Annotated in this window: 12 protein-coding genes; 6 read left to right on the top strand and 6 right to left on the bottom strand. The window is 74.4% G+C overall.

Annotated elements, in window-relative coordinates; translation table 11 throughout:
- Positions 1–39: 39 nt before the first annotated feature.
- Entirely contained in the window at positions 40–1,290 is a 1,251-nt protein-coding gene (gene entS, locus F9B16_RS23820) for an enterobactin transporter EntS (protein WP_151542336.1), read from the bottom strand.
- Positions 1,291–1,369: 79 nt separating this feature from the next.
- Between entS and panD the strand changes: the two genes are divergently transcribed.
- Positions 1,370–1,777 (top strand): aspartate 1-decarboxylase, encoded by a 408-nt coding sequence (panD, locus tag F9B16_RS23815; protein ID WP_151542335.1) that lies wholly within the window; start codon positions 1,370–1,372, stop codon positions 1,775–1,777.
- A gap of 3 nt (positions 1,778–1,780) precedes the next feature.
- Positions 1,781–3,379 carry a (2,3-dihydroxybenzoyl)adenylate synthase gene (locus F9B16_RS23810; protein ID WP_225991897.1) on the top strand — a complete coding sequence of 533 codons (1,599 nt, stop codon included), beginning with the start codon at positions 1,781–1,783 and terminating at the stop codon, positions 3,377–3,379.
- 58 nt (positions 3,380–3,437) lie between these two features.
- On the opposite strand, the gene F9B16_RS23805 is transcribed toward F9B16_RS23810, so the two are convergent.
- Positions 3,438–4,748 (bottom strand): salicylate synthase, encoded by a 1,311-nt coding sequence (locus F9B16_RS23805; protein WP_225991896.1) that lies wholly within the window; start codon positions 4,746–4,748, stop codon positions 3,438–3,440.
- A 142-nt stretch (positions 4,749–4,890) separates the two neighbouring features.
- On the opposite strand from F9B16_RS23805, the gene F9B16_RS23800 reads away from it, so the two are divergent.
- The 4 genes from F9B16_RS23800 to F9B16_RS23785 all read left to right on the top strand — a co-directional run bounded on the left by F9B16_RS23800 (position 4,891) and on the right by F9B16_RS23785 (position 19,583).
- Entirely contained in the window at positions 4,891–17,001 is a 12,111-nt protein-coding gene (locus tag F9B16_RS23800; protein WP_151542334.1) for a non-ribosomal peptide synthetase, read from the top strand.
- Between the two features lie 67 nt (positions 17,002–17,068).
- Positions 17,069–18,085 carry an iron-siderophore ABC transporter substrate-binding protein gene (locus tag F9B16_RS23795; protein ID WP_151542333.1) on the top strand — a complete coding sequence of 339 codons (1,017 nt, stop codon included), beginning with the start codon at positions 17,069–17,071 and terminating at the stop codon, positions 18,083–18,085.
- Positions 18,085–19,386 (top strand): lysine N(6)-hydroxylase/L-ornithine N(5)-oxygenase family protein, encoded by a 1,302-nt coding sequence (locus F9B16_RS23790; RefSeq protein ID WP_151542332.1) that lies wholly within the window; start codon positions 18,085–18,087, stop codon positions 19,384–19,386. Before F9B16_RS23795 ends, F9B16_RS23790 begins: the two co-directional genes overlap by 1 nt.
- Positions 19,386–19,583 carry an MbtH family protein gene (locus F9B16_RS23785; RefSeq protein WP_318839256.1) on the top strand — a complete coding sequence of 66 codons (198 nt, stop codon included), beginning with the start codon at positions 19,386–19,388 and terminating at the stop codon, positions 19,581–19,583. Before F9B16_RS23790 ends, F9B16_RS23785 begins: the two co-directional genes overlap by 1 nt.
- Before the next feature lie 76 nt (positions 19,584–19,659).
- Here F9B16_RS23785 and F9B16_RS23780 read toward each other — a convergent pair whose 3' ends face one another.
- The 4 genes from F9B16_RS23780 to F9B16_RS23765 form a co-directional block, all read right to left on the bottom strand.
- Complete coding sequence (locus F9B16_RS23780; protein WP_151542330.1) at positions 19,660–20,532, bottom strand: alpha/beta hydrolase family esterase; 873 nt, start codon at positions 20,530–20,532, stop codon at positions 19,660–19,662.
- Positions 20,533–20,629: 97 nt separating this feature from the next.
- Positions 20,630–21,898 (bottom strand): MFS transporter, encoded by a 1,269-nt coding sequence (locus F9B16_RS23775; RefSeq protein WP_151542329.1) that lies wholly within the window; start codon positions 21,896–21,898, stop codon positions 20,630–20,632.
- Positions 21,895–22,362, bottom strand: coding sequence for a MarR family winged helix-turn-helix transcriptional regulator (locus tag F9B16_RS23770; RefSeq protein ID WP_151542328.1), 468 nt, complete (start codon positions 22,360–22,362; stop codon positions 21,895–21,897). The genes F9B16_RS23775 and F9B16_RS23770 overlap by 4 nt, the downstream gene beginning before the upstream one ends.
- A 161-nt stretch (positions 22,363–22,523) precedes the next feature.
- The gene (locus F9B16_RS23765; protein WP_151542327.1) at positions 22,524–24,203 is read right to left on the bottom strand and encodes an MFS transporter; all 1,680 of its coding nucleotides are present in this window, start codon (positions 24,201–24,203) and stop codon (positions 22,524–22,526) included.
- Positions 24,204–24,424: the final 221 nt, after the last annotated feature.

The following is a 24,424-nucleotide window of genomic DNA, read 5'->3' as shown; positions in this document are numbered from 1 at the left end:
CGTCGTCATAGGCGCCCCATGACGACGACTCGCCGCAGGTCAACGCTCGGGGGCGGGGTCGGGGGTGAGGGTGGCGGTGCGGAGAGTCGTGAGAGTGAGGGCCAGGACAAGGGCCAGGACGGCGCTGACCGTGCCGTAGACGACGATCGCCGGGCCAGGGGCCATATAGCGGCCGAGGGCACCGGCGCCGAGCGACCCGACGGCGGACCCGCCGGTCTCCTGCGCCGCCCACAGGGAGTTGACGCGGCCGAGATGCGAGTCGGGGGTGTGCGACTGGATGAGGCCGTAGCGCAGGATCTCCTCGACGGACGCGGCGAACCCGTACCCGAACAGGATTGCGACGGCGAGCGCCGGATGGCCGGCCAGGCCGGTACACGCCAGCAGCACGAACCCGGCGACCGACGCCGCGAGCAGCGCGAGGCCGGGGACCCGGACCGACCCCGCCCAGCCGCTGGTGAGCGAGGCGAGGACGGCGCCGCAGGCGGGCGCGGCGTACAGCAGCCCGACCGTGGTGGGGCCGCCGCCGAGGCCGCGTTCCGCGAACGCCGGCATGAGCACCGGGATCCCGCCCGCGACCATGAACAGCAGGCCGAGCAGCATCAGCGACCCGACGACGCGGTGCGAGGCGACGAACCGCAGGCCGCCGCCGATCGACTTCAGCGGGTGCGCGTCCGTCTCGTCCCCGCGGGCGGGCTCCAGCGCCGGCAGCGACGTCAGCAGCCCGAGCGTGCCGAGGGTCCCGGCGGCGGCCGCCGCGTAGTTCCAGCCGACGCCGAACGCCGACACGACGAGGCCGCCGAGCGCGGGCGACAGCATCGACCCGAGCCGGACGGTCAGCGCGTTCAGCGCGCCCGCCGCGACGAGCCTGTCCGGGCCGACGAGCGCGGGCGTCGCGGCGAGCAGGGCGGTGACGGCGACGCCGGTGGCGAGCCCGTCCCAGGCGGCGAGGACGTACAGCGCGGCGGACGACGGGGACGGCAGGAACGCGTTCAGCGCGAGCAGCGCGAACGCGATCCCGGAGGCGGTGCGGGCGCGCAGCATCAGCCGCCGCCGGTCCTGCCGGTCGGCGAGGACGCCGCCCCACAGGAACCCGGCGAGCAGCGCGAGGCCCTCGGCGGCGGAGACGGCGCCGACCTGCACGGTGGAGCCGGTCAGGTCGTAGACCTGCACGGGGACGGCGACGGCCAGCATGCCGATCCCGAAGACCGAGACGGTGCGGGCGATGAACACGTTGCGGAACGGCCGGCTGTCGCGCAGCGGGCCGATGTCCAGGGCGAGGCGCCGGAGCATCGTCGGGGGTTCTCCTCGGATGGGGGAGTAGCTAAGGTAAGCCTATCCTTAGTTGATCGTGAGAGAAGGGGCCCTCCCGGTGCAGCGCACGCTGATGAACGGAAAGATCCACCGAGCGACCGTGACCCAGGCCGACCTGCACTACGTCGGCTCGCTGACGATCGACGCCGGGCTGATGGAGGCGGCGGGCATCGTCGAGGGCGAGCAGGTCCACCTCGTCGACATCACCAACGGCTCGCGGCTGGTCACCTACGCCATCACCGGCGAGGCGGGCAGCGGCGTCATCGGCGTGAACGGCGCGGCGGCGCGCCTCGTCCAGCCCGGCGACCTCGTCATCATCATCACCTACGCCGCCCTCGACGACGCCGAGCTCGCCGCGCACGAGCCGCGCGTCGTGCACGTCGACGCCGCGAACCGGATCGTCGCGCTCGGCTCCGACCCCGCCGAGCCCGTCCCCGGCGCCCCCGCCCAGCTCGCCGGGCGCTGAACCATGCCGGACACCACTCCGGCCGTCATGGACGGCTTCACCCCCTGGCCCGCCGAGCTCGAAGAGCGCTACAAAGCGGAGGGCTACTGGACGGACCGGGTCCTCGGCGACGTCCTGCGCGGCGACCCCGGCCGGACCGCGCTCATCGCCGGCGACGACCGCCTCACCTACGTCGACCTCGACCGGCGCGCCGAACGGACCGCCGCCGGATTCCTGCGGCTGGGCGTCCGGCGCGGTGACCGCGTCGTCGTCCAGCTGCCCAACACCGCCGGCTTCGTCGTGGCGTTCCTGGCGCTCGTCCGGATCGGCGCGGCGCCCGTCCTCGCGCTGCCCGCGCACCGCGAGAGCGAGATCCGGTACCTGTGCGAACTGGCCGAGGCCAGCGCCTACGTGTGCGGCGAGACGGACGCCGGCTTCGACTACCGCGCGATGGCCCGGACGCTGCCCGTCGAGCACGTCGTCGTGGACGGCGACGCCCAGGAGTTCACCGCCCTCGCCGACCTGGACGCCGAGCCCGTGGAGTATCCGCGTCCCGACCCCGCCGACGTCGGCGTCCTGCTGCTGTCGGGCGGCACGACGGGGCTGCCGAAGCTGATCCCCCGGACGCACCGCGACTACGTCTACAACCTGGAGGCCAGCGCCGGGCTGTGCGGCTTCACCCGCGACACCGTCTACCTCGTGGTGCTGCCCGCCGCGCACAACTTCGCGCTCGCCTGCCCCGGGCTGCTCGGCGTGTTCGCGGCCGGCGGGACGGTGGTGCTGGCGCCGTCCGGGTCGCCGGACGACGCGTTCCCCCTCATCGAGCGCGAGCGCGTCACCGCCTGCGCCGCCGTCCCGCCGATCGCGCTGCTGTGGCTGGACGCGGCGACCTGGTCCGAGGACGACCTGTCATCCCTCGAACTGCTGCAGGTGGGCGGCGCGAAGCTGGCCGCCGAGCGCGCGGCGGAGGTGCCGGGCGTCCTCGGCTGCCGCGTCCAGCAGGTGTTCGGGATGGCGGAGGGCCTGCTGAACTTCACCCGCCTCGACGACCCGCCCGACCTCGTCGAGCGGACGCAGGGCCGCCCGCTGTCCCCGGCCGACGAGATCCGGATCGTGGACGCCGGCGGCCGGACGGTCGCGCCCGGCGAGGTCGGCGAGCTGCTCACCCGCGGCCCGTACACGCTGCGCGGCTACTACCGGGCGCCCGCGCACAACGCCCGCGCGTTCACGCCCGACGGCTACTACCGCACCGGCGACCTCGTCCGCGAGCTTCCGTCCGGGCACCTCGTCGTGGAGGGCCGCGAGAAGGACCAGATCAACCGGGGCGGCGACAAGGTGTCCGCCGAGGAGCTGGAGGACCACCTCCTCGCGCACCCGGCGATCCACGACGCGGCCGTCGTCGGCGTCCCCGACCCGATGATGGGGGAGCGGACCTGCGCGTTCCTCATCCTCCGCGACGCCGCGAAGGCCGCGCCCCCGTCGCTGCGCGACATCAAGGACTTCCTCCGCGACCGCGGCCTGGCCGCCTACAAGTGGCCCGACCGCCTGGAGACCGCCGACGCCTTCCCCCGTACGCCGGTGGGCAAGGTCAGCAAGAAGGCCCTTGCCGCCCGCCTGCAATGAAAAGGCGCGCCGCCCTTCCGGAAGTCTCCGGGAGGGCGGCGCGCCGTATGCGGGTCGTTCAGGGGAGAGGGACGACGTACGGGGAGATGCTGGAGAGCTTCTCGCAGGTCTCCTCGTACTCGCGGTCCGGGGTCGAGCCGCTGACGATGCCGGCGCCCGCGCGCAGCCAGGCCCGCCCGTCCTGGTTGTAGAGCGCGCGCAGGACGAGCGCCGAGTCGAGCGCGCCGGTGTGCGACACGGCGGCCACCGCGCCCGCGTACAGGCCGCGGCGCTCCTCCAGCCCGCCGATCGCCTCGATCGCGTCGGCCTTCGGGATGCCGGAGGCCGTCACGCCGGGGAACAGCGCGTCCAGCGCGTCCCAGCAGGTGCGGCCGGGCGCGAGGACGCCGCCGACGCTGGAGCCGAGATGCTGCACGCTGCCGCGTTCCTTCACCGTCATGAACCCGGTGACGTGGACGGAGTCCGGATCGCAGACCCGGTACAGCTCCTCCTGCGACGTGCGGACCGACACGGCGTGCTCGAAGATCTCCTTCGGGTCGGTCTCCAGCTCCTTGCGGGTCCGGGCGTCGGCGTCGCCGCCGAACCCGAACGCGCGGGTGCCGGCGAGCGGCTGCGTCATGACGCGCCCGTCCTCGTCCACGCTCGCGAGGACCTCGGGGCTGAACCCGGTGGCCTGGAACCCGCCGAGGTCGAGCAGGAACGACCGCGCCGGGGTGTTCGCCGCCCGCCCGCGCGCGTACGTGGCGACGACGTCGACCGGGTAAGGGACGTCCAGCCGCCGGGACACGATGACCTTCTGGTAGCGGCCCGCCGCGATGTCGCCGACGGCGCGGGCGACGCGCGCGCGGTAGACGTCGCCGCCCTGCCGCACGTCGACCGGCGACGGCGCCGGGAGGCGGGACGGGACGTCCGCCGCCAGCAGGTCCGCGACGCGCTCGACGTCGCGGGGGTCGGCGCCGGTCACGCGGGCCTCGCCGTCCTCCACGTGCACCTCGACGCGCGGGATGACGAAGTGCGCCAGGCGCCCGGACGGGCGGGCCGAGGCGAACTCGAACGCGATCCAGCCGTAGGCGTTCCAGGCCGGGAGCGGCGCGGTGGCGAACGCGTCGCGCAGCGCGTCGGCGGGGCGGCCGGTGCGGGGCGCGCTCGCCGGCTCGCGGTCCGGCCAGCGGGCGTGGACGGCGCCGGCGTCGAGGACGACCTCGCCGAGGACGCCGCCGGCGAACGTCCAGCGTCCGGGCCGCTCGTAGACGACGTGGTCGGGGAAGAGTCCGGACCCGGCCAGCCGGGTCATCAGGTCGAGCGGCGCGCGGGCGGCCTCGACCACCCGTTCCGTGGGCTTCTCGTCAGTGCGCAGACCGGGGGACAAGGCAGTGGGCTCCCTTGGGTGAAGAAGTCCGGCTCTGTTGGGATTCGAGCCGCAAACTTAGGTAAGGCTAACCTTGTGCGATTTTGATAGGCAAGGCTAACCTAACTTCTGCTGATCAAGCCGACGACGAAAGAGCTGAGGCGTGCAGGAGCAGACGACGACGGCGGCGCGGAGCCCGGAGCGGCGACGCGAACTGATGCGGCGGATGATGGCGGAGGCCGGGCTCCCGGCGGACCGCCCCGGGCCCGGCACCGGACGCCCCGCCCCCCGCGAGAACGCCGGCCCCGCCCCCCTGTCCTACGCGCAGCAGAGCATGTGGCTGCACCACCGCGCCTTCCCGGCGAGCCCCGCCTACAACGTGTGCCTGCTCGTCCGCATGTCCGGACCGCTCGACGCCGCCGCGCTCCGCGACGCGCTGCGCGGCCTCATCCGGCGCCACGCCGTCCTGCGCACCGTCTACGCCGACGGGCCCGGCGACGACGCCGTCCAGATCGTCACCGGCGACGACTCGCTCGACCTCGCGCCCGTCGACCGCACCGACCCCGACGCACGCGCCGCTGAACTCGCGGCGACGCCGTTCGACCTGCGCCGCGAACGGCCCATCCGGCTGGAACTGCTGCGCGTCGCCGACGAAGAGCACGCGCTGGTCCTGGTCGTCCACCACATCGCCTGGGACGGCATGACCTGGGGCTCGATCTCGCGCGACCTGTCGGCCCTGTACCGCGCGGCCCTCACCGGCGAGCCGGACGGCCTCCCCGCGCTGGACGTGCAGTACGCCGACTTCGCCGACTGGGAGCAGAAGCGGCCCCTCGCCGACGACGACCTGGCCTACTGGCGCGGCCGCCTCGACCCGCCGCCCCCGCCGCTCGACCTGCCCGCCGACCGGCCGCGCGCCGCCTCCGCGTCCGAGCTCGGCGGACGCCGCGCCCGCCGCTTCGGCGACGACGTGACCGAGGGCCTGACGCGGCTCGCCAAGGAGGAGAACGTCACCCCCTACACGGTGATGCTCGCCGCCTACTCCGTCCTGCTGCACCGCTACACCGGCTCCGCCGACGTCGCGGTCGGGTCGTCGGTGATGAACCGCGAGCACGCCGAGGTCGAGCGGCTCGCCGGCAACTTCGGCAACACCCTCGTCATGCGGACGGACCTGTCCGGCGCGCCCACGTTCCGCGAGGCGCTGCGCCGCACCGGCCGGACCGTGACCGGCGCCTTCGCGCACCAGGCACTGCCCTACGACGCGCTCGTCCGCGAGCTGCGGCCCGCGCGCGGTCACGGCCGCTCGCCGTTCTTCGACACGATGCTGCTGTTCCTCGCCCAGGAGATCGGCGAGCTGGAGCTGCCGGGCCTCACCACGTCCTGGACGCACGTCCACAACGGCATGACGCACTTCGACCTGTCGCTGGAGGCGTTCGTCCGGCCGCAGGGCATGACGGTCGAGGCGACGTTCCGCCGCGAGCTGTTCGACGACGCGCGCATCGACGCCCTCCTGCGCCACCTGGAGACGCTGCTGCGCGACGCGATCGCCGACCCGGACCGGCCGGTCGGCGCGCTCGCGCTCATGGACACCGAGGAGGCGGCCCGGCTGGAGGCGTCCAACGCCACCGACCGGGACGTCACCGGCCCCGGCATCGCCGCGCTGTTCGCCGAGCAGGCCGCCCGCACGCCCGGTGCGACCGCCGTCGAGACCGAGTCCGGCGAGACCCTCACCTACGCCGAGCTGGACCGGCGGTCGTCCGCGCTGGCCGGTGTGCTGCGCGCGCGCGGCGCCGGGCCGGACGCCGTCGTGGCGCTCGCGTTGCCGCGCACCGCAGACCTCGTGACAGCGGTCCTCGCGGTGCTGAAGTCGGGCGCCGCCTACCTGCCGCTCGACCCCGACCATCCGCGCGACCGCGTCGCCTACATGCTGGAGGACGCGGGCGCGCTCTGCACCGTCGCGGCACCGGAGACGGCCGGCCTGCTCCCGGACGGTGCGGACGTCGTCGTCCTGGACGGCGACCTCGACGCGGCCGATTCCCCGGTCCGTGAACCGGATCCCGACGACCTCGCCTACGTCATCTACACCTCCGGCTCGACGGGCCGCCCCAAGGGCGTCGCCGTCCCGCACCGCGCCCTCGCGAACCTCGTCGCGCGGATGCGGGCCGAGCACCCGCTCGGGCCCGGCGACCGGTGGGCCGCGGTGACGACCATCGCGTTCGACATCGCGACGCTGGAGGTCTGCCTGCCGCTGGTCACCGGCGCGACGATCGTCCTCGCGTCCCGCGCGACCGTCCGGGACCCGGCGGCGCTCGCGCGCCTCCTCCGCCGCGGCGTCACGCACCTGCAGGCGACGCCGTCGCTGCTCGGCTCCCTCGACCCGGCCGCGCTCGACGGCCTCCGGATCATCACCGGCGGCGAGGCGCTCCCCGCCGCCCTCGCGCAGGAGCTGACGGCGCGCGCCCGAAGCGCGGCGAACATGTACGGCCCGACCGAGACCGCCATCTACGCGACCGCCGCCGACCTGCCGGAACCCGGCATCGGCCGCCCGCTGTGGAACACCCGCGCCCGCGTCCTGGACGCGTCGCTGCGCCCCGTCCCGGCCGGGATCCCCGGCGAGCTGTACCTGTCGGGGGCGCAGCTCGCCCGAGGCTACGTCGGCCGCCCCGACCTGACGGCGGAGCGGTTCGTCGCCGACCCGTACGGCCCGCCCGGCACCCGCATGTACCGGACCGGCGACCTCGCCCGCTGGACCCGGGACGGCTCGATCGAGTACCTCGGCCGCACCGACGACCAGGTGAAGATCCGCGGCTTCCGGATCGAGCCCGGCGAGGTGCAGGCCGTGCTCGCCGCCTTGCCGGGCGTCGCGCAGGCGGCCGTCGTCGTCCGCGAGGACCGGCCGGGGGAACCGCGCCTCGCCGGCTACTACGTCGCCGGTCCCGATGCCCCGCGCGAGGACGAGCTGCGCGCCGCGCTCACCGCCGAACTGCCCGCCTACATGGTGCCGGGCGCCCTCGTGCGGCTCGACGCGCTGCCGATGACCGTCAACGGCAAGCTCGACCGCCGCGCGCTCCCCGCGCCCGGCGCGCGCGCGGACGGACGGGAGCCGCGCGACGCCCGCGAGGCCGCGCTGTGCGCCCTGTTCGCCGAGCTGCTCGGGTACGAGCGGGTCGGCGTCGACGACGACTTCTTCGCGCTCGGCGGCCACTCGCTGCTCGCCGCGAAGCTCGCCGCCCGCGTCCGCACCGTGCTGGACGCGGATTTCTCCATCGCCGACGTGTTCGAGGCGCCGACCGTCGCCGCGCTCGCCCCGCGCCTGGTCGCGCGGCACGGCGTCCGCGTCCGGGACGTGGAGCGGCCGCGTGTCGTGCCCGCGTCGGCGGCGCAGCGCGGCATGTGGCTGGAGGAGCGGCTGCGCGGACCGTCCGCGTCCTATGCACTGCCGTTCGGTCTGCGGCTCACCGGCGCCCTCGACCCGGCCGCGCTGCGCGCCGCGTTCGCCGACGTCGTCGCCCGGCACGAGGCGCTGCGCACGCTGCTGGTCGAGGGCGACGACGGCCTGCCCGTCCAGCGGATCCTCGACCCCGCCACGCCCGTGGACTTCACCGTCGTCGACGCCCGCGCCGAGAGCCCGGAGCGCCGCGCGGCCATCGAGCGGGACGCCGCGTCGCACGTCTTCGACATCGCCGCCGACCTGCCCGTCCGCGCCACGCTCGTCCGCACCGGCGACGAGGAGTGGTCGCTGACCCTGCTGCTGCACCACGCCGCCGCCGACGAGTGGTCGTTCACGCCGCTGCTCGCCGACCTCGCCCGCGCCTATGAGGCCCGGCGCGCGGGGGAGGCGCCCGCCTGGGAGCCGCTGTCGGTCCAGTACGCCGACTACGCGGCATGGGAGCGCGAGACCGCGACCGACCTCGCCGAAGGGCTCGGCCACTGGGAGCGGACGCTGTCCGGGCTGCCGCAGGAGACCGTGCTGCCGTTCGACCGGCCGCGCCCCGCCGAGCCGAGCCACCGCGGCGGGCTCGTCCCGTTCCGGCTCCCGGCCGCCGGGGCGCGGCGGCTCGCCCGCGCCACCGGCACCAGCGTGTTCATGGTCCTGCACGCCGCCGTCGCCGCGCTGCTCCAGCGGTCCGGCGCCGGCGACGACGTCGCGCTCGGCACGCCCATCGCCGCGCGCGCCGACGAGGACCTCGCCGGGCTGGTCGGCGTGTTCGTCAACCCGCTCGTGCTGCGCACCGACCTGTCCGGCGACCCCGCGTTCACCGAACTGCTGGAGCGGGTCCGCGCCGCCGACCTCGCCGCGTTCTCGCACGCGGACGTCCCGTTCGAGCGCGTGGTGGAGCGCCTCGCGCCGGAGCGGTCGCTGGCGCGCAACCCGCTGTTCCAGGTGATGATCGTCCACCAGCGGCTGGACGACGTCCGGCTCGCGCTGCCGGGCGTGCGCGCCGAGCCGTTCCTGCCCGCGACCGGCGGCGTCAAGTTCGACCTCGACCTGTACTTCGCCGAAGGCCCCGCCGGCGCGGACGGGACGGACGAGATCGAGGGGTTCGCCGCCTACGCCGAGGACCTCTTCGACGCCGCCACGGTCGAGGGCCTCCTCGGCGACCTGGCCCGCATCCTCGCCCAGGTCACCGACGACCCCGGCCGCCGCCTGTCCGCCCTCGGCGCGCCCGTCGAGCACCCGGACACGGCCCGCGACCTCCCGGCCCGCACGGTCGCGGAACTGGTCGAGGCGCAGGCCGCGCGCACCCCGGACGCCACCGCCCTGGTGTTCGGCGGCACCGCGATCACCTACGCCGACCTGGACCGCCGCGCCGAGGCCCTCGCCGACCGGCTCGCGGCGGCCGGCGCGGGACCCGAACGCGTCGTCGGCATCGCCCTGCCGCGCTCCGACGCGCTCGCGGTCGCGCTGCTGGCCGTCCTCAAGACCGGCGCCGCCTACCTGCCGATCGACCTGGCCTACCCGCGGGCGCGGATCGACGCGATGCTCGACGCCGCCCGCCCGCTGCTCGTCCTCGGGCGCGACGAGCCGCCCCTCGACGCACCGCCCCGGGAACGGCCCGACGTGCGGCCCGGCCATCTCGCGTACGTCATCTTCACGTCGGGTTCGACCGGGACGCCCAAGGCCGTCGCCGGCACGCAGGAGGCGCTCGCCAACCGGCTCGCGTGGGGCGCGGGCCTCACCGAGCCCGGCGTCCGCGTCGCCAAGAGCTCGCCCGCGTTCATCGACGGCACCACCGAACTGCTCGGCGGGCTCGTCGCGGGCGACACCGTCGTGATCGCCGACGACGCCACCGCGGCGGACGCCGTCGCGCTCGGCGACTTCGTCGAACGGCACGGTGTCCGCACGGTCACGCTCGTCCCGAGCCTGCTCGCCGCGCTGGTGGAGCGCGGCCTGCCGCCGTCCGTCACGACCTGGATCAGCAGCGGCGAGGCGCTGCCCGCCGCCCTCGCGGCGCGGGTCCCCGCCCGGCTCGTCGACCTGTACGGCTGCTCGGAGGCCGCCGGGGACAGCCTGATCGCGGAAGGCGGAGGACTCGCCCCGATCGCCAACACCCGCGCGTACGTCCTGGACGCCGCGCTGCGCGAGGTGCCCGCCGGCGAGCTGTACCTCGCGGGCGACGGCCTCGCGCGCGGCTACCTCGGCGACTCCGCCCGCACCGCCGAGCGGTTCGTCGCGAACCCGTTCGGCCCGCCCGGCTCCCGCCTCTACCGGACCGGCGACCGGGTGCGGCGCCGCCGCGACGGCGGCCTGGACTTCCTCGGCCGCGCCGACGACCAGATCGCGCTGCGCGGGTTCCGGATCGAGCCGGGCGAGGTCGAGGCGGCCCTGTCCGCGCAGGACGGCGTCCGCCGCGCCGCCGTCGCCGTGCGCGGGTCCCGGCTGGTCGGCTACGTCACCGGCGACGTCGACGCCGGCGCGGTGCTCGACCGGCTCCGCGGTGTCCTGCCCGCCCATCTCGTCCCGGCCGAGCTGCTGGTGCTGGACGAGCTGCCCGCCACCCCGAACGGCAAGATCGACCGGCGGGCGCTGCCCGATCCGGAACGGCCCGAGACCGGGCGCGCCCCGGCGACGGAGGCCGAGCGCGTCCTCGCGCGGCTCGCCGCCGCCGTCCTCGGCCGCGACGCGGTCGGCGCCGACGACGACTTCTTCCGCTCCGGCGGCGACAGCATCGGCGCGGCGCTGCTCGTCGCGCGCGCCCGCCGCGCCGGGCTGTCGTTCACCGTCCGCGACGTGTTCCGGCTCCGGACGGTCGAGGCCCTCGCGCGGGCCGCCGGCACGACGGCGCCCGCCGGGGCCGCCACGGAAGAGACCGCAGGCGAGCTGCCGCTGTCGCCGCTGCAGGAAGGCCTGCTGTTCCACCTGATGATGGCGGGCGAGGGCCGCGACATCTACGTGCAGCAGGCCGTCGTGTCGCTGTCCGGACCGGTCGACCCGGCACGGATGGCGGACGCGGCGCACGCCGTCCTGGCGAAGTTCCCCAACCTGCGCGCCGGGTTCCGTACCGACGGCGACCGCGCCGTCCAGTTCGTGCCCGACGCATGGGAGACGCCCTGGACGCACGCCGAGGTCTCCGGCGAGGACGGCCTCGGCGCGTTCGTCGACGCGCAGCGCGCCGAGCCGTTCGACCCGGCCGCGCCGCCGCTGATCCGGTTCGCGCTGGCGAGCCTCGGCGAGCACGACCACCGCCTCGTCCTGACGTCCGAGCTGATCCTGCTGGACGGCTGGTCCGGCGGCCTGCTCGTCACCTCGCTGCTGAACGCCTACACCGACGCCGCCGCCGAGGCCGCGCGTCCCGTCCCGCCGTTCCGCGCGTACCTGGACTGGATCGGCCGGCAGGACCGCGGCGCCGCCGTGGACGCCTGGCGCCGCGCGCTCGACGGGTTCGACGAGCCGGCGCTCGTCCGCCCCGGACTGGCCGACCGTCCCGCCGACCTCGCCGCCGCCGGCGAGGTGCACCGCGCGCTGCCCGCCGGGCTCGCCGGCCGCCTCCACGCGGTCGCCCGCGACCACGGCGTCACCCCCGGCACCCTCTTCGAGACGGCGTGGGGCCTGACGCTGATGGGCATGACCGGCCGCGACGACGTGGTGTTCGGCGCCTCCGTGTCCGGCCGCCACCCCGACGTGGACGGGGTCGAGTCCATGGTCGGCCTGCTGTTCAACACCGTGCCGGTCCGCGTGCAGGCCGGGCCCGCCGACCCGCTGACGGCTGTGCTCGAACGCGTCCAGGCCGCGCAGTCGGAGCTGTTCGACCACTCCTACGTCGCGCTCGCCGACGTCCAGCGCGCCACCGGTCTCGGGACCCTGTTCGACACGCTGTTCGTCTTCCAGAACTTCCCCGGCATGCCCACCGACCGCGGGTTCGGGCCGGACGGCGCGCTCCGCGTCACCGGCCGCGAGGTCCGCGACGCCACCCACTACCCGATCACCATGGTCGTCGACCCGGGCGCCGCGCTCCGCGTCATGTACCGGGGCGACGCGTTCACCGAGGCGGAAGCCGAGCGCGTCACCGACCGGTACGTCCGGGTCCTCGCGCAGATCGCCGACGCGCCGGACGCGCCGTGCCATCGCCTCGACCTGCTGCTTCCCGAGGAGCGCGACCGGCTGCGCCGCGACTGGGACGAGACGTGGCACCCCGTCCCCGAGCAGACCGTCGCCGAACTCCTCGCCGAACGCGCCGCCGAGCAGCCCGGCGACACCGCGCTCGTCTCGCTCCCCGACGTGCGCCTCACCTACGGCGAGCTGAACGCCGAGGTCAACCGCCTCGCGCGGCTGCTCCTCGCGAACGGCGCCGGACCGGAACGGGTCGTCGCGCTCGCCCTGCCGCGCTCCGCCGAGATGGTCGTCGCGCTGTTCGCCGTCCTGCGCACCGGCGCCGCCTACCTGCCGCTGGAACTCGACCTGCCGGCCGACCGGCTCGACTACATGATCGCGGACGCGTCCCCGGCGGTCCTCGTCTCGCACCGCGGCATCGCCGCCGGCCTCACGTTCACCGGAACCACCCTCGCCCTGGACGACCCCGGCACCGCGCGGGCGCTCGCCGCCCTGCCGGGCGCCGACGTCGAACCCGGCGAGTTGCCCGGCTTCGCGCCCGGCACCCCCGGCCGCCTCGACCACCCCGCCTACGTGATCTACACATCGGGCTCCACGGGCCGCCCGAAGGGCGTCGTCACCCCCTATCGGGGCCTGACGAACATGCAGTTCAACCACCGCGCCAACATCTTCGACCCCGTCGTGAGGGCGGCGGGGCGGCGGCTGCGGATCGCGCACACCGTGTCGTTCTCCTTTGACATGTCCTGGGAGGAACTGCTCTGGCTCATCGAGGGCCACGAGGTCCACGTCTGCGACGAGGACCTGCGGCGCGACGCCGAGGCGCTCACCGCCTACCTGCGCGAACACCGCGTCGACGTCATCAACGTGACCCCCACCTACGCGCAGCAACTGCTCGACGAGGGGCTGCTCGACGGCGAGCACCGGCCCCCGCTCGTCCTGCTCGGCGGCGAGGCCGTCCCCGCGTCCGTCTGGGACCGGCTCGCCGGCGCCGACGGCGTCCTCGGCTACAACCTGTACGGCCCCACCGAGTACACGATCAACACGCTCGGCGGCGGCACCGAGGACAGCGCCACCCCCACGGTCGGGAAGCCGATCTGGAACACCCGCGCCCACGTCCTCGACGCCTGGCTGCGGCCCGTCCCGCCCGGTGCGCCCGGCGAGCTGTACATCGCGGGCGCCGGCCTGGCGCGCGGCTACCTCGGCCGCGCCGACCTGACCGCCGAGCGCTTCGTCGCCGACCCGTTCACCGGCGGCCGCATGTACCGGACGGGCGACCTCGTCCGCGTCCGCGACGACGGCAACATCGACTTCCTCGGCCGCACCGACGACCAGGTGAAGATCCGCGGCTACCGGGTCGAGCTCGGCGAGATCGAGACCGCCCTCGCCGCCGAGCCCGGCGTCGGCCAGGCCGCCGTCGTCGCCGCGGCCACCGACGTCCCCGGCGTGAAGCGGATCATCGGCTACGTCGTGCCGGACGGGTCCCGCGACGGCGCCGCCGACGAGCAGCTCGCCGAATGGCGGCAGATCTACGACGCCGAGTACACCGAGGTCGGCACGGTCGTCCACCACGAGGAGTTCGCCGGCTGGGACAGCAGCTACGACGGCGCCCCGATCCCGCTCGACGACATGCGCGAGTGGCGCGACACGACCGTCGAGCGCATCCGCGCGCTGCGGCCCCGCCGCGTCCTGGAGATCGGCGTCGGCGCCGGCCTGCTGCTCACCCGGCTCGCCCCGGAGGCCGGGGAGTACTGGGGGACGGACTTCTCCGAGCCCGTCATCGCCAAGCTCCGCGCCGACCTCGGCCCGGACTCGCCCGTCCGGCTGAGCCACCGCCCCGCCCACGACACCGAGGGACTGCCCGAAGAGCACTTCGACACGATCGTGATCAACTCGGTCGTCCAGTACTTCCCGGGCGCCGCCTACCTCCAGGACGTCATCGCCAAGGCGATGCGCCTGCTCACCCCCGGCGGGAGGCTGTTCGTCGGCGACGTCCGCGACCTGCGGACGATCCATCACTTCCACGCCGCGATCCAGCTCGGACGCGGCGGCACCGACCTGCGCGCCGTCGAACGCGCCGTGCGGATGGAGAAGGAGCTCCTCCTCGACCCGGCCTTCTTCACCGCGCTGGACGGCCCCGCGCGCGTCGACGTCCTCACCAAGCGGGGCGTCCACCACAACGAGCTGACCCGCCACCGCTACGACGCCGTCCTCTGGAAGGCGGGCCCCGGCGTCCCGCCCGTCCCCGACACACCGGTCATGGACTGGGCCGCGCTGGACGACCACGCCGCGACTCCCGGCGAGCAGGGCGATGACGCCCGCCTCGCCGCCCTCCGCGCGCTCGCCGACGCGGCGCCGGGCGGGGCGTTGCGAGTGAGGGGGATCCCCGATCCGCGGCTGTCCGGGGAGGCGGCGGCGCTGCGGGTGCTCCGCGACGGCGGATCACCGGACGAGGCGCGCGAGGTGCTCGCCGCGGCGCCCGAAGGCGTCGAGCCGGAGGCGCTGTACGCGCTGTTCCCGGACGTGGTGCTCACGCCGTCCGCGCGGGCCGGGTGCTACGACGCCGTCTTCGGCGGGGGAGCGGCGAACCTCCCGGCCGAGCCGGGAAGGGCGCCGTCGGCGTACGCGAACGATCCGGTGGCGGCCCGCGATCACGGCGTGCTCGGCGCGCGCGTCCGGGAGAGCCTGAAGCGGCGGCTGCCCGGCTACATGGTGCCGAGTGCCATCGTGGCGCTGGACGCGCTCCCGCTCACGGTGAACGGCAAGCTCGACCGCCGCGCCCTGCCCGACCCGACCCGGGACGGCCCGCGCCGCGCGGGCGGGCGCCCGCCGCGTACGCCGGTCGAGCGGGTGCTGTGCACGCTGTTCGCCGAGGTGCTGGACGCGCCGGGCGTGGGCGTCGGCGACGACTTCTTCGACCTGGGCGGGCACTCGCTGCTCGCGACGCGGCTCGTCGGGCGGGCGCGCGCGGCGCTCGGCGCGCGGCTCGCGATCCGCGACCTGTTCGAGGCGCCGACCGTGGCGGAGCTGGCCGGACGGCTGGGCGGCGACGAGGACGAGGCGCCGCGTCCCGCCCTCGCGCCGCGCGAGCGCCCCGAGCGGATCCCGCTGTCGCCGGCGCAGCGCCGCCTGTGGCTGCTCGACCAGTTGCTCCGCGAGGACGACGGGCCGCGCGACGCCTACCATCTGCCGCTCGCCGTCCGCCTGCGCGGCGACCTGGACCTGGCCGCCCTCGAAGCGGCGATCGGTGACGTCGTCGCGCGGCACGAGGCCCTGCGGACGGTCTTCGCCGAGCACGACGGCACGCCCTACCAGCGGATCCTCGACCCGGACGACGCACGTCCCGTCCTGGAGGTCGCGGCGGGCACGCCCGAGGAGGTCATCGCCCGGCCGTTCGACCTGGCCCGCGACATCCCGCTGCGCGTCGCGGTGTTCGCGGAGGGGGAGCGGGAGCACCTGCTGCTCGCGGTCTTCCACCACATCGCCTTCGACGAGTGGTCGTTCGGGCCGTTCGCCCGCGACGTCGCCGAGGCGTACACCGCGCGGCTGAACGGGACGTCGCCCGGCTGGGAGGCGCCGCCCGTCCAGTACGCCGACCACACGCTGTGGCAGGCCGAACTGCTCGGCGACCCGCTCGATCCGGGGAGCGTGCACGCGCGGCAGCTCGCCCACTGGGTGGGGGCCCTCGCCGGCGCGCCGGAGGAGATCGCGCTGCCGGCCGACCGGCCGAGGCCCGGAACGGCGGGGCAGCGCGGCGGGACCCTCGCCGCGGACCTGCCGCCCGGCCTGACCGGACGGCTGCGCCGCGTCGCGCGCGACGCGGGCGCCAGCGTGTTCATGGTGTGCCAGGCGGCCGTCGCGGCGCTGCTGCACCGGATGGGCGCGGGCGACGACATCCCGCTCGGCAGCCCCGTCGCGGGACGCACCGAGGACGCCGCCGCCGACCTGGTCGGCTTCTTCGTCAACACGCTCGTGCTGCGCGCCGACGTGTCCGGGGAGCCGACGTTCGCCGAGCTGCTCGGCCGCGTCCGGGAGGCGGGGCTCGCGGGCCTCGCCAACCAGGACCTGCCGTTCGAGGCGGTCGTGGAGGCGCTGCGCCCGAGGCGCGTGCCGGGACGCAACCCGCTGTTCCAGGTGATGGTCGGCTACGAGAACCAGGACCCCGGCGAGGTGCGCTTCCCCGGCCTGGAGCAGCGGGAGGCGTCGTTCGGGCCGTCCGCCGCGAAGTTCGACCTGGACTTCATCTTCCGGGAGCGCGGCGACGACCTGCGGCTGATCGTCGACTACTCGGCCGACCTGTTCGACCGGAGCACGGCCGAGACGATGGCCGCCGGGCTGGTCGCGCTGCTGGAGACCGTCGCGCACGACCCCGGCACGCCCGTCGGCGCGCTGCCCGCCGTCCTCACCGCCCGCGCCGTCACGGCCGCGGACGCCCCGCCCGCGCCCGCCGGGGTGCGGCGCGGCGACGACCGGGAGGCGGCGCTGTGCCGCATCTTCGCCGAGGAGCTCGGCGTGCCCGAGGTGGGCCCGGACGACGACTTCTTCGACCTCGGCGGGCACTCGCTGCTGGCGATGAAGCTGGTGCGGCGGATCCGCCGCGAGCCCGGCTGCGCGGGGGCGCGGATCGCGGCGCTGATGGCGGCGCCGACCGTGGCGGGCCTGCTGGCCCGGCTGGACGGAGCCGGGGAGAGGGGTGAGGCGGGTCATACCCCGCAGATCATTGATTAGTAAGGTAAGGCTAACCTAAGATCACTCCCCGACACCCCCTGGACCACCTGGAAGGACACCGGCCCTCATGCGCACACTGACGCGGCGTCTGGCCGCCACCGGCGCGCTCGTCCTCGGTCTCGCGCTGACCGCGGCGTGCGGCGGCGACGACGAGCCCGCCAAGGCCTCCTCCGGCGGCGCGGCCGGATCGTTCCCGGTCACGATCACCGACAAGCTCGGCACCGCCACCGTCAAGTCCGCGCCGAAGCGGATCGTCGCGCTCGGCGAGGTCGACCAGGACGCGCTCCTCGCGCTCGGCGTCCAGCCGGTCGGGATGGTGGAGCTCACCGGGATCCAGAAGGACGGCCTCGCCCCGTGGAGCGCCCCGAAGGTCACCGGCGGCAAGCCCGCGCTGCTCACCGCCGGCGACTCCGGCTTCGACCTGGAGAAGATCGCCGCGCTGCGGCCCGACCTGATCCTCGCGGGCGGCGACTTCACCATCGACAAGGAGTACGGCAAGCTCTCCAAGCTCGCGCCGACCGTCGCCTACCAGACCGGGCCCGCCGAGGACTCCTGGCAGCAGATCACCCGGCAGGTCGCCAAGGCCGTCGGCCGCACCGCCGACGGCGAGAAGGCCGTCGCCGCGGCCGAGGCGAAGATCGCGTCGGTGAAGACCGCCCACCCCGAGCTCCAGGGCAAGGGCTTCGCGCTGACCAGCGTGTTCCCGAGCGGCAACATCGGCGTGATGAAGTCGAAGGACGACATCAGCGTGAAGCTGTTCGAGCAGTTCGGGATGGTGCTGCCGGACAGGCTGAGCAAGCTGCCCGGCGACGGGTTCGCCGCCGAGCTGAGCATGGAGAAGCTGTCCGTGCTCGACACCGACGTCCTGCTCAGCTACTACAACGACGACCCGGCCACGCAGAAGAAGTTCGAGGGCGACAAGCTGTTCTCCGGCCTGCCCGTCGTCAAGCGCGGCTCCTACGTCCGCCTCGACCTGAAGGCGTTCTGGCCGCTGCGCACCCCGACCGCGCTGTCGGTCCCCTACGTCGTCGACCAGGTCGTCCCGCAGATCGCCAAGGCGGCGGCCGCGGCGAAGGCGGCCTGATGCCGGAGGACCTGACGGCGGAGGAGACCCGCCCGCGCGTCCGCGACGTCATCGGCATCGGGTTCGGCCCGTCCAACCTCGCGCTCGCCGTCGCGCTGGAGGAGGCGGACCCGTCGGCGGACGCGGTGTTCTTCGAGAAGCAGCCCGCGTTCGGCTGGCACCGCGGCATGCTCATCGACGGCGCGACGATGCAGGTCCACTTCCTCAAGGACCTGGTGACGCTGCGGAACCCCGCCAGCCCCTACTCGTTCCTGTCCTACCTGCACGCCAAGGGCCGCCTCGTCGACTTCGTCAACCACAAGACGATGTTCCCGACGCGGGTGGAGTTCCACGACTACCTCGAATGGACCGCCGCCGCGTTCGCCGGGCGCGTCCGGTACGGGGCGGAGGTCGTCGCGCTGCGCGAGCACGACGCCGGGACGCTGGAGGTCGTCGTCCGCCGCGACGACGAGCTGGAGACCCACCTCGCCCGCAACGTCGTGATCGGCGCCGGCCTCGACCCCGTCCTGCCCGAGGGCGTCCGGCCGGGGGAGCGGATCTGGCACACCGAGGACCTGCTGACCCGGCTGGACGAGCGCCCTGGCTGGGAACCGCGCCGGCTCGTCGTCGTCGGCGCCGGGCAGAGCGCCGCCGAGGCCGTCGAGTACCTGCACCGCACGCACCCGTCGGCGGAGGTCTGCGCGGTCTTCGCCCGCTACGGCTACTCGCCCGCCGACGACAGCGCGTTCGCCAACCGGATCTTCGACCCGGCCGCCGTCGACCACTACTACGCGGCGCCGGACGAGGTGAAGGAGATGCTGTTCGGCTACTCCCGCAACACCAACTACTCCGTAGTGGACCTCGACCTCATCGACGAGCTGTACCGGCGCTCCTACGCCGAGAAGGTCGCCGGCGCCGAGCGGCTGCGGATCCTCAACGCCTCCCGCGTCGTCGACGTCCGCGAGGACGCCGGCGGCGTGCGGGTGCGGGTCGCGTTCCTGCCCACCGGCGAGACGGCGGACCTCGACGCGGACGCCGTCGTCTACGCCACCGGCTACCGCGAGCGCGACCCGTTCGACCTGCTCGGCGAGGCCGGTGCGCGATGCCGGACGCGCCCCGACGGCCGCCCGGTCATGGAGCGCGACTACCGCATCGCCACCGAGCCCGGCTGCGCGTGGGGCGTCTACCTGCAGGGGGCCACCGAGCACAGCCACGGCATCGCCTCGTCGCTGCTGTCGATGACGGCGGTGCGCACCGGAGAGATCGTCCAGTCCATCGCGCGGCGCTCGGCGCGCCTCGCGAGCGTCCCGCAGGAGGCGTGATGACCAACCCGTTCGACGACCCGGACGGCACGTTCCTCGTCCTGGTCAACGCCGAGGGCCAGCACTCGCTGTGGCCCGGGTTCGCCGACGTCCCGTCCGGCTGGACCACGGTGTTCGGCCCGGGCGCCCGGGCCGACTGCCTGGCCTACATCACCGAGAACTGGACGGACCTGCGTCCGCGGAGCCTCACCGCGTGACGCGATGACCCGAGGGCGGGCCCGGGGGTGGGCCCGCCCTCGACCCGAAGCCGGCGGCCGGCCGGCGGTGTGCGCGTCAGGTCGCCGGTTGCGGCAGCGACGGGCGGCTCGCGAAGAACTCGCCGATCAGCTTGCTGGCGTAGTCGGGCCATTCGTGGCCGCCCTGCTGCTTGGTGCACAGCGCGACCTCGACGGCTCCAGGCCCGGTGCCCACGCAGCCTTCGGGGCCGTCCGGCACGGGCCAGGAGAGGGCGGGAAGCTTGTCCACCCATCTCCAGAATTCCATGAGTAACTGCACGCCGATGAACGGGAAATGCACGTCGGCGTCCATGTTCCCGCCGCCCGTATAGGGGACGGACGGATCCCACGTCCCGTGGAACGCCAGCACCGACACGGGCCGCTTCGGTGTGCAGCCGATGGCGAGCGCGCCCGACACCACGGCGATCCCGGCGACCTTGTCGGCCCGCTCGCACGCGTACCGGTAGGCCATCCCGCCGCCGTTGGAGAACCCGGTCATGAACACCCGGGCGGGATCGGCGACGCCCTGCTTCACCAGGGTGTCGATGAGCCTGTCGAGGAACCCGACGTCGTCGACGCCGGCCCAGCGGGCGAACCAGCAGCAGGCGCCGGCGTTCCAGGTGCCGAGCAGCCCGTCGGGGTAGGCGACGGCGTAGCCGTCCTGGTCGGCGACCTTGTCGAGGCCGCTCTGGTCCTCCACGTACGCGGCGTCGTTCAGGCCGCCGTGCAGCGCGACGATGAGCGGCAGCCGCGCGCCGGGCTTCGCGCCCGGCGGGAGGTGCAGCAGGTAGGGTCGGTTCCAGTCGCCCATGGCGACGGTGTGCTCGGTCGTTCCGGGAGCGTCCTGTGCCGCTCCGGCGGGCAGGGGGTGGGCGATGAACGCGGCGAGCACCGCGGCCACGATCATCGCCGCCCGCACGGCGATCTTCATGGGGCGATCCAACTCCCTCGCCGCGCGCCCCGGCTACGCATCCGGGCGCACAAAGATCGCGATCTTTTGTGCGCCCGGGGACAGCCCGTACGGAGCGCTACGACCCGGATCCGGAACCGGCCTCCGCGGCCTCCGTGACCTCCGCGTCGGCCTGGCCTCCGGCCGCCTCCGCGTCCACCTCGGCCTGGTTGCGCTCCGCGCGCGCCAGGTCACGGTGCCCGACGGCGAGGACGCCGATCCCGAGCGCGATCGCGGCGGCGCCGACGGCGAACGGGACGTGGATGTTGGCGTGCTCGGCCATCTTGCCCGCCGCGAAGGGGGCGAGACCGCCGCCGATGAACCGGACGAACCCGTACGCGGCGGACGCGACCGGGCGCTCCACCGGCGCCACCATCATCACGGCCTGCGTCGTCACCGTGTTGTTCACGCCGATGAACACGCCCGCGACGATCACCGCGACGATCAGCGTGGCCTGCGAGTTCACGAAGATGGCGATGACGAGCACGTCGACGGCGAACAGCGCGAGGTTGAAGTACAGGGTGCGGGCGAGGCCGAGCCGCCGCTGCAGCCACGGCGCGCCGAACACCGCGAACACCGCGACGAGCAGCCCCCAGCCGGTGAACACCAGGCCGAGCCTCATCGCGCTCAGGTGCATCGGGAACGGCGCGTAGCCGAGGACGGTGAAGAAGCCCCAGTTGTAGCAGAGCGCGGTCAGGCTCATCACGAGCAGGCCGCGGTGCCGCAGCGCCTTGATGGGGTCGGCGATCGAGGTCTTGCGCGCGGGCTTCGGCTGCGGCTTCACCAGCGTGATCGTCGCGATCAGCGCGATCGCCATCAGCACGGCGACGCCGTAGAACGGGCCGCGCCAGCTGATGTCGCCGAGCAGCCCGCCGAGCAGCGGCCCGACGGCGATGCCGAGCCCGAGCGCGGACTCGTAGGCGATGATCGCGCCGCCGAGCCCGCCGCTGGCCGAGGCGACGATGACGGCCAGCGACGTCGCGATGAACAGCGCGTTCCCGAGGCCCCAGCCGGCCCGGAAGCCGATGATCCCGGAGATGCTGCCGGACGTCCCGGCGAGCGCGCTGAACACCACGATCAGCACGAGCCCGGCGATCAGCGTGCGCTTGGCGCCGATCCGGCTGGACACGAACCCGGTCACCAGCATCGCGACCGCGGTGACGACCAGGTAGCTGGTGAACAGCAGGGTGACCTGGCTGGGCGAGGCGTGCAGGTCCGCCGAGATCGCGGGCAGGATCGGGTCGACCAGGCCGATGCCCATGAACGACACCACGCACGCGAACGCCACGGCCCAGACGGCCTTCGGCTGCTTGAAGGGGCTCTGCGCGCCCGCGGACGGCTGACTCATTCGCACTCTCCGGAAGCAGGTGGTTCGGGGACGCCGAGGGCGGCGCCGGCCAGCCGGTCCAGGGCCGGCAGGGCCGCGGCGATCGCCGCCCGGTCGGATGCGGGCAGCCCCGCCAGCAGCTCGGCGAGCCGCTTGGCCTGCCCGGCGCGCCGCCGCGCCAGGTCGGCGCGCCCGCCGTCGGTGAGGTGCACCGCGACGACCCGGCGGTCGCCGGCGAGCGCGCGGCGCTCGGCGAGCCCCTCCCGTTCGAGCCGGGACACCAGCTGCGTCATCGCCGGCTGCGTGACGCCCTCCAGCGCGGCCAGCTCCGTCACCCGGCACGGGCCGCGGCGCTCGAGCGTGGCCAGCGTCGACACGGTCGTCATCGACAGGTCGCGGGGCAGCGACAGCGAGCGCATGAGCGAGTAGAGGCGGCCGAGGCCGGCCGCCAGTTCCAGCTCGTCGAGCGGGGACCGCGCATCCATGTCCCGATATATATCACTTGCTTCTATAAGGTGCCTATAGGTTTGCCTATCTAAGTTTCTGGGGGCATGCCGGAAAGCAGCGATCCACCGGCCGGGGCGTCCCGGCCGGTGGATCGGTTCCCCTGGGTCAGGGGCGGTTCATGCGCTCAGCGGCGGCGCGCTCAGGTGAGCTGGGCCATCTCCTTCTCGATCGCCCTCTGGTGCGCCTCGGCGTCCTCGCGCGCCTTCCGGGGGCTCCAGCGCCCGCTCATGATGAAGATGAACGGGATGAACACGACCTGGCCGCCCAGCGCCACGTACCACCAGGTCTGCCACTGGCCGGGGCCGTCCTTGGCGGCCTTCTGCACGTCCGCGCCGTGCTCCTTGAGGATCTTCAGCTGCGGCTGCGCCTTCGCGACCGTCTGCAGGCCGGCGACGCCGACCTCCTGGGCCGCCCGCGCCTGCAGCTCCGGCGGCGCCTGCCCGGCCGGGTACTTCGCGAGCTCGGCGAAGATCTGCGGGTGCGCGGTCGTGATCGCCAGGGCCTGCTGCGCCTGCGCGGACGCGGCCTTCACCTCGGCGCCGTGCTCCACGATCGGCGTCACCGAGTTGACCACGATCGGCACGAACAGCGCCGAGCAGGCCACGACGATCCGCAGGATCCAGCCCCACACGGCCAGTCCCGTCGCGGTCGCCGCCGGGTTGTGCTTCTCCACCGTCTCGGTGAAGCCCGCCATCCACGGCGCGTACGCCAGGCCGCCGAAGATCCCGATCCCGACGAACAGCCACGCGAAGTCGTAGTAGCCGGTCTTCGGCTCGGTCGCCCAGGAGGCGAAGACCGCCGTGCAGACCACCGAGCCGATGCCGCCGATCAGCATCAGCGGCTTGCGGACCTTCAGCCGGTCGGAGATCAGGCCGGCCACCACCAGCGCGATCGCGTTCGCCGCCCAGTACCAGTTGCCGAGCGCGTTGGTGCGCTGCTCGCTGTAGCCGAACGTCGCGGAGAAGTAGACGACGAAGTTGCCGACCGCCGCGTAGTACAGCAGCAGGTAGACGCTGATCGCGAAGGCCGAGCCGACGACGTCCAGCCGCATCATCTGCCGCCAGCTGCCCTTCAGCTGCGCCTCCGGGTCGATGCCCCGCGCCCGCGCCTCGATCAGCGCGCGGTCGCGCATGGACACCATGACCTGGTCGCGCAGCGCCGGGGACAGCTCGCGCAGCCCGAACAGCGCGATGACGAACACCGCGAGCGCCGCGACGCCCGAGTAGGTCAGCTCGTCCTGCCAGGTGGAGCTGTCGAGGGTGTGGCTGGTCACCGTGGTGACCACGAGGCTGCCGATGACCGGGCCCATCGTCCAGTAGCCCATGGCGGTGGCGCGGCCGAGCTGCGGGGAGAAGTCGCGGATCAGCGCGGGGGTCGCGACCAGGACGATGCCCTCGATGAGGCTGAGCACCGCGAACAGCACCAGGTACACGCCCTTGTTCGGGGAGTGCGGCAGCACGAGCACGATCACGCCCGCGATCAGCAGGCCGTACACGACCAGGTTCGCGCGCCCCCACCGGTCGGCGAGGCCGGCGAACAGCGACGCGAACGCGCCGATCGCGTTGCCGATCACCGACAGCATGATGAAGTAGCCGAACGTCATGCGGTAGTGCTCCATGATGGAGGTCGCCACCGCGTACTGAATGTAGAGCAGGTAGTACAGGACGATCGTGGTGATCACCACGATGCCGAGGTACAGGTAGCGGCGTCCCGTCTCCGGGTAGTGCGGCAGGTCCCGCCGCCACAGCCGCGCCGCGATGCCGGGCGGTGCGTCGGCGCCGGGCGCGACGCCGTCGTTGGTGGACGATGAAACGGACATGTCAGGGACTCCTCCGGGCGCTGGTCTCCCCCGAGAACCGGTCCTAGAAAGGGCGCGGGGCGGCGGCGAACGCGGCGGCGCGTTCCCGGTCGTGCGCCCGCGCCGTGCCGGGCGGCCCGTACGGGGTGCCGCCGGCGATGGCGAGTGCCGCGCCGTCGCCGCCGTGCTGGACGGCGGCGCCGACGGGGCCGAAGACCTCCTCCTGCTCGGTGCTCGTTCGG

It is taken from the genome of Actinomadura montaniterrae (assembly GCF_008923365.1).
In the GTDB taxonomy this organism is placed as follows: Bacteria; Actinomycetota; Actinomycetes; order Streptosporangiales; family Streptosporangiaceae; genus Spirillospora; species Spirillospora montaniterrae.
This window is presented reverse-complemented; position numbering and strand designations above follow the sequence as displayed.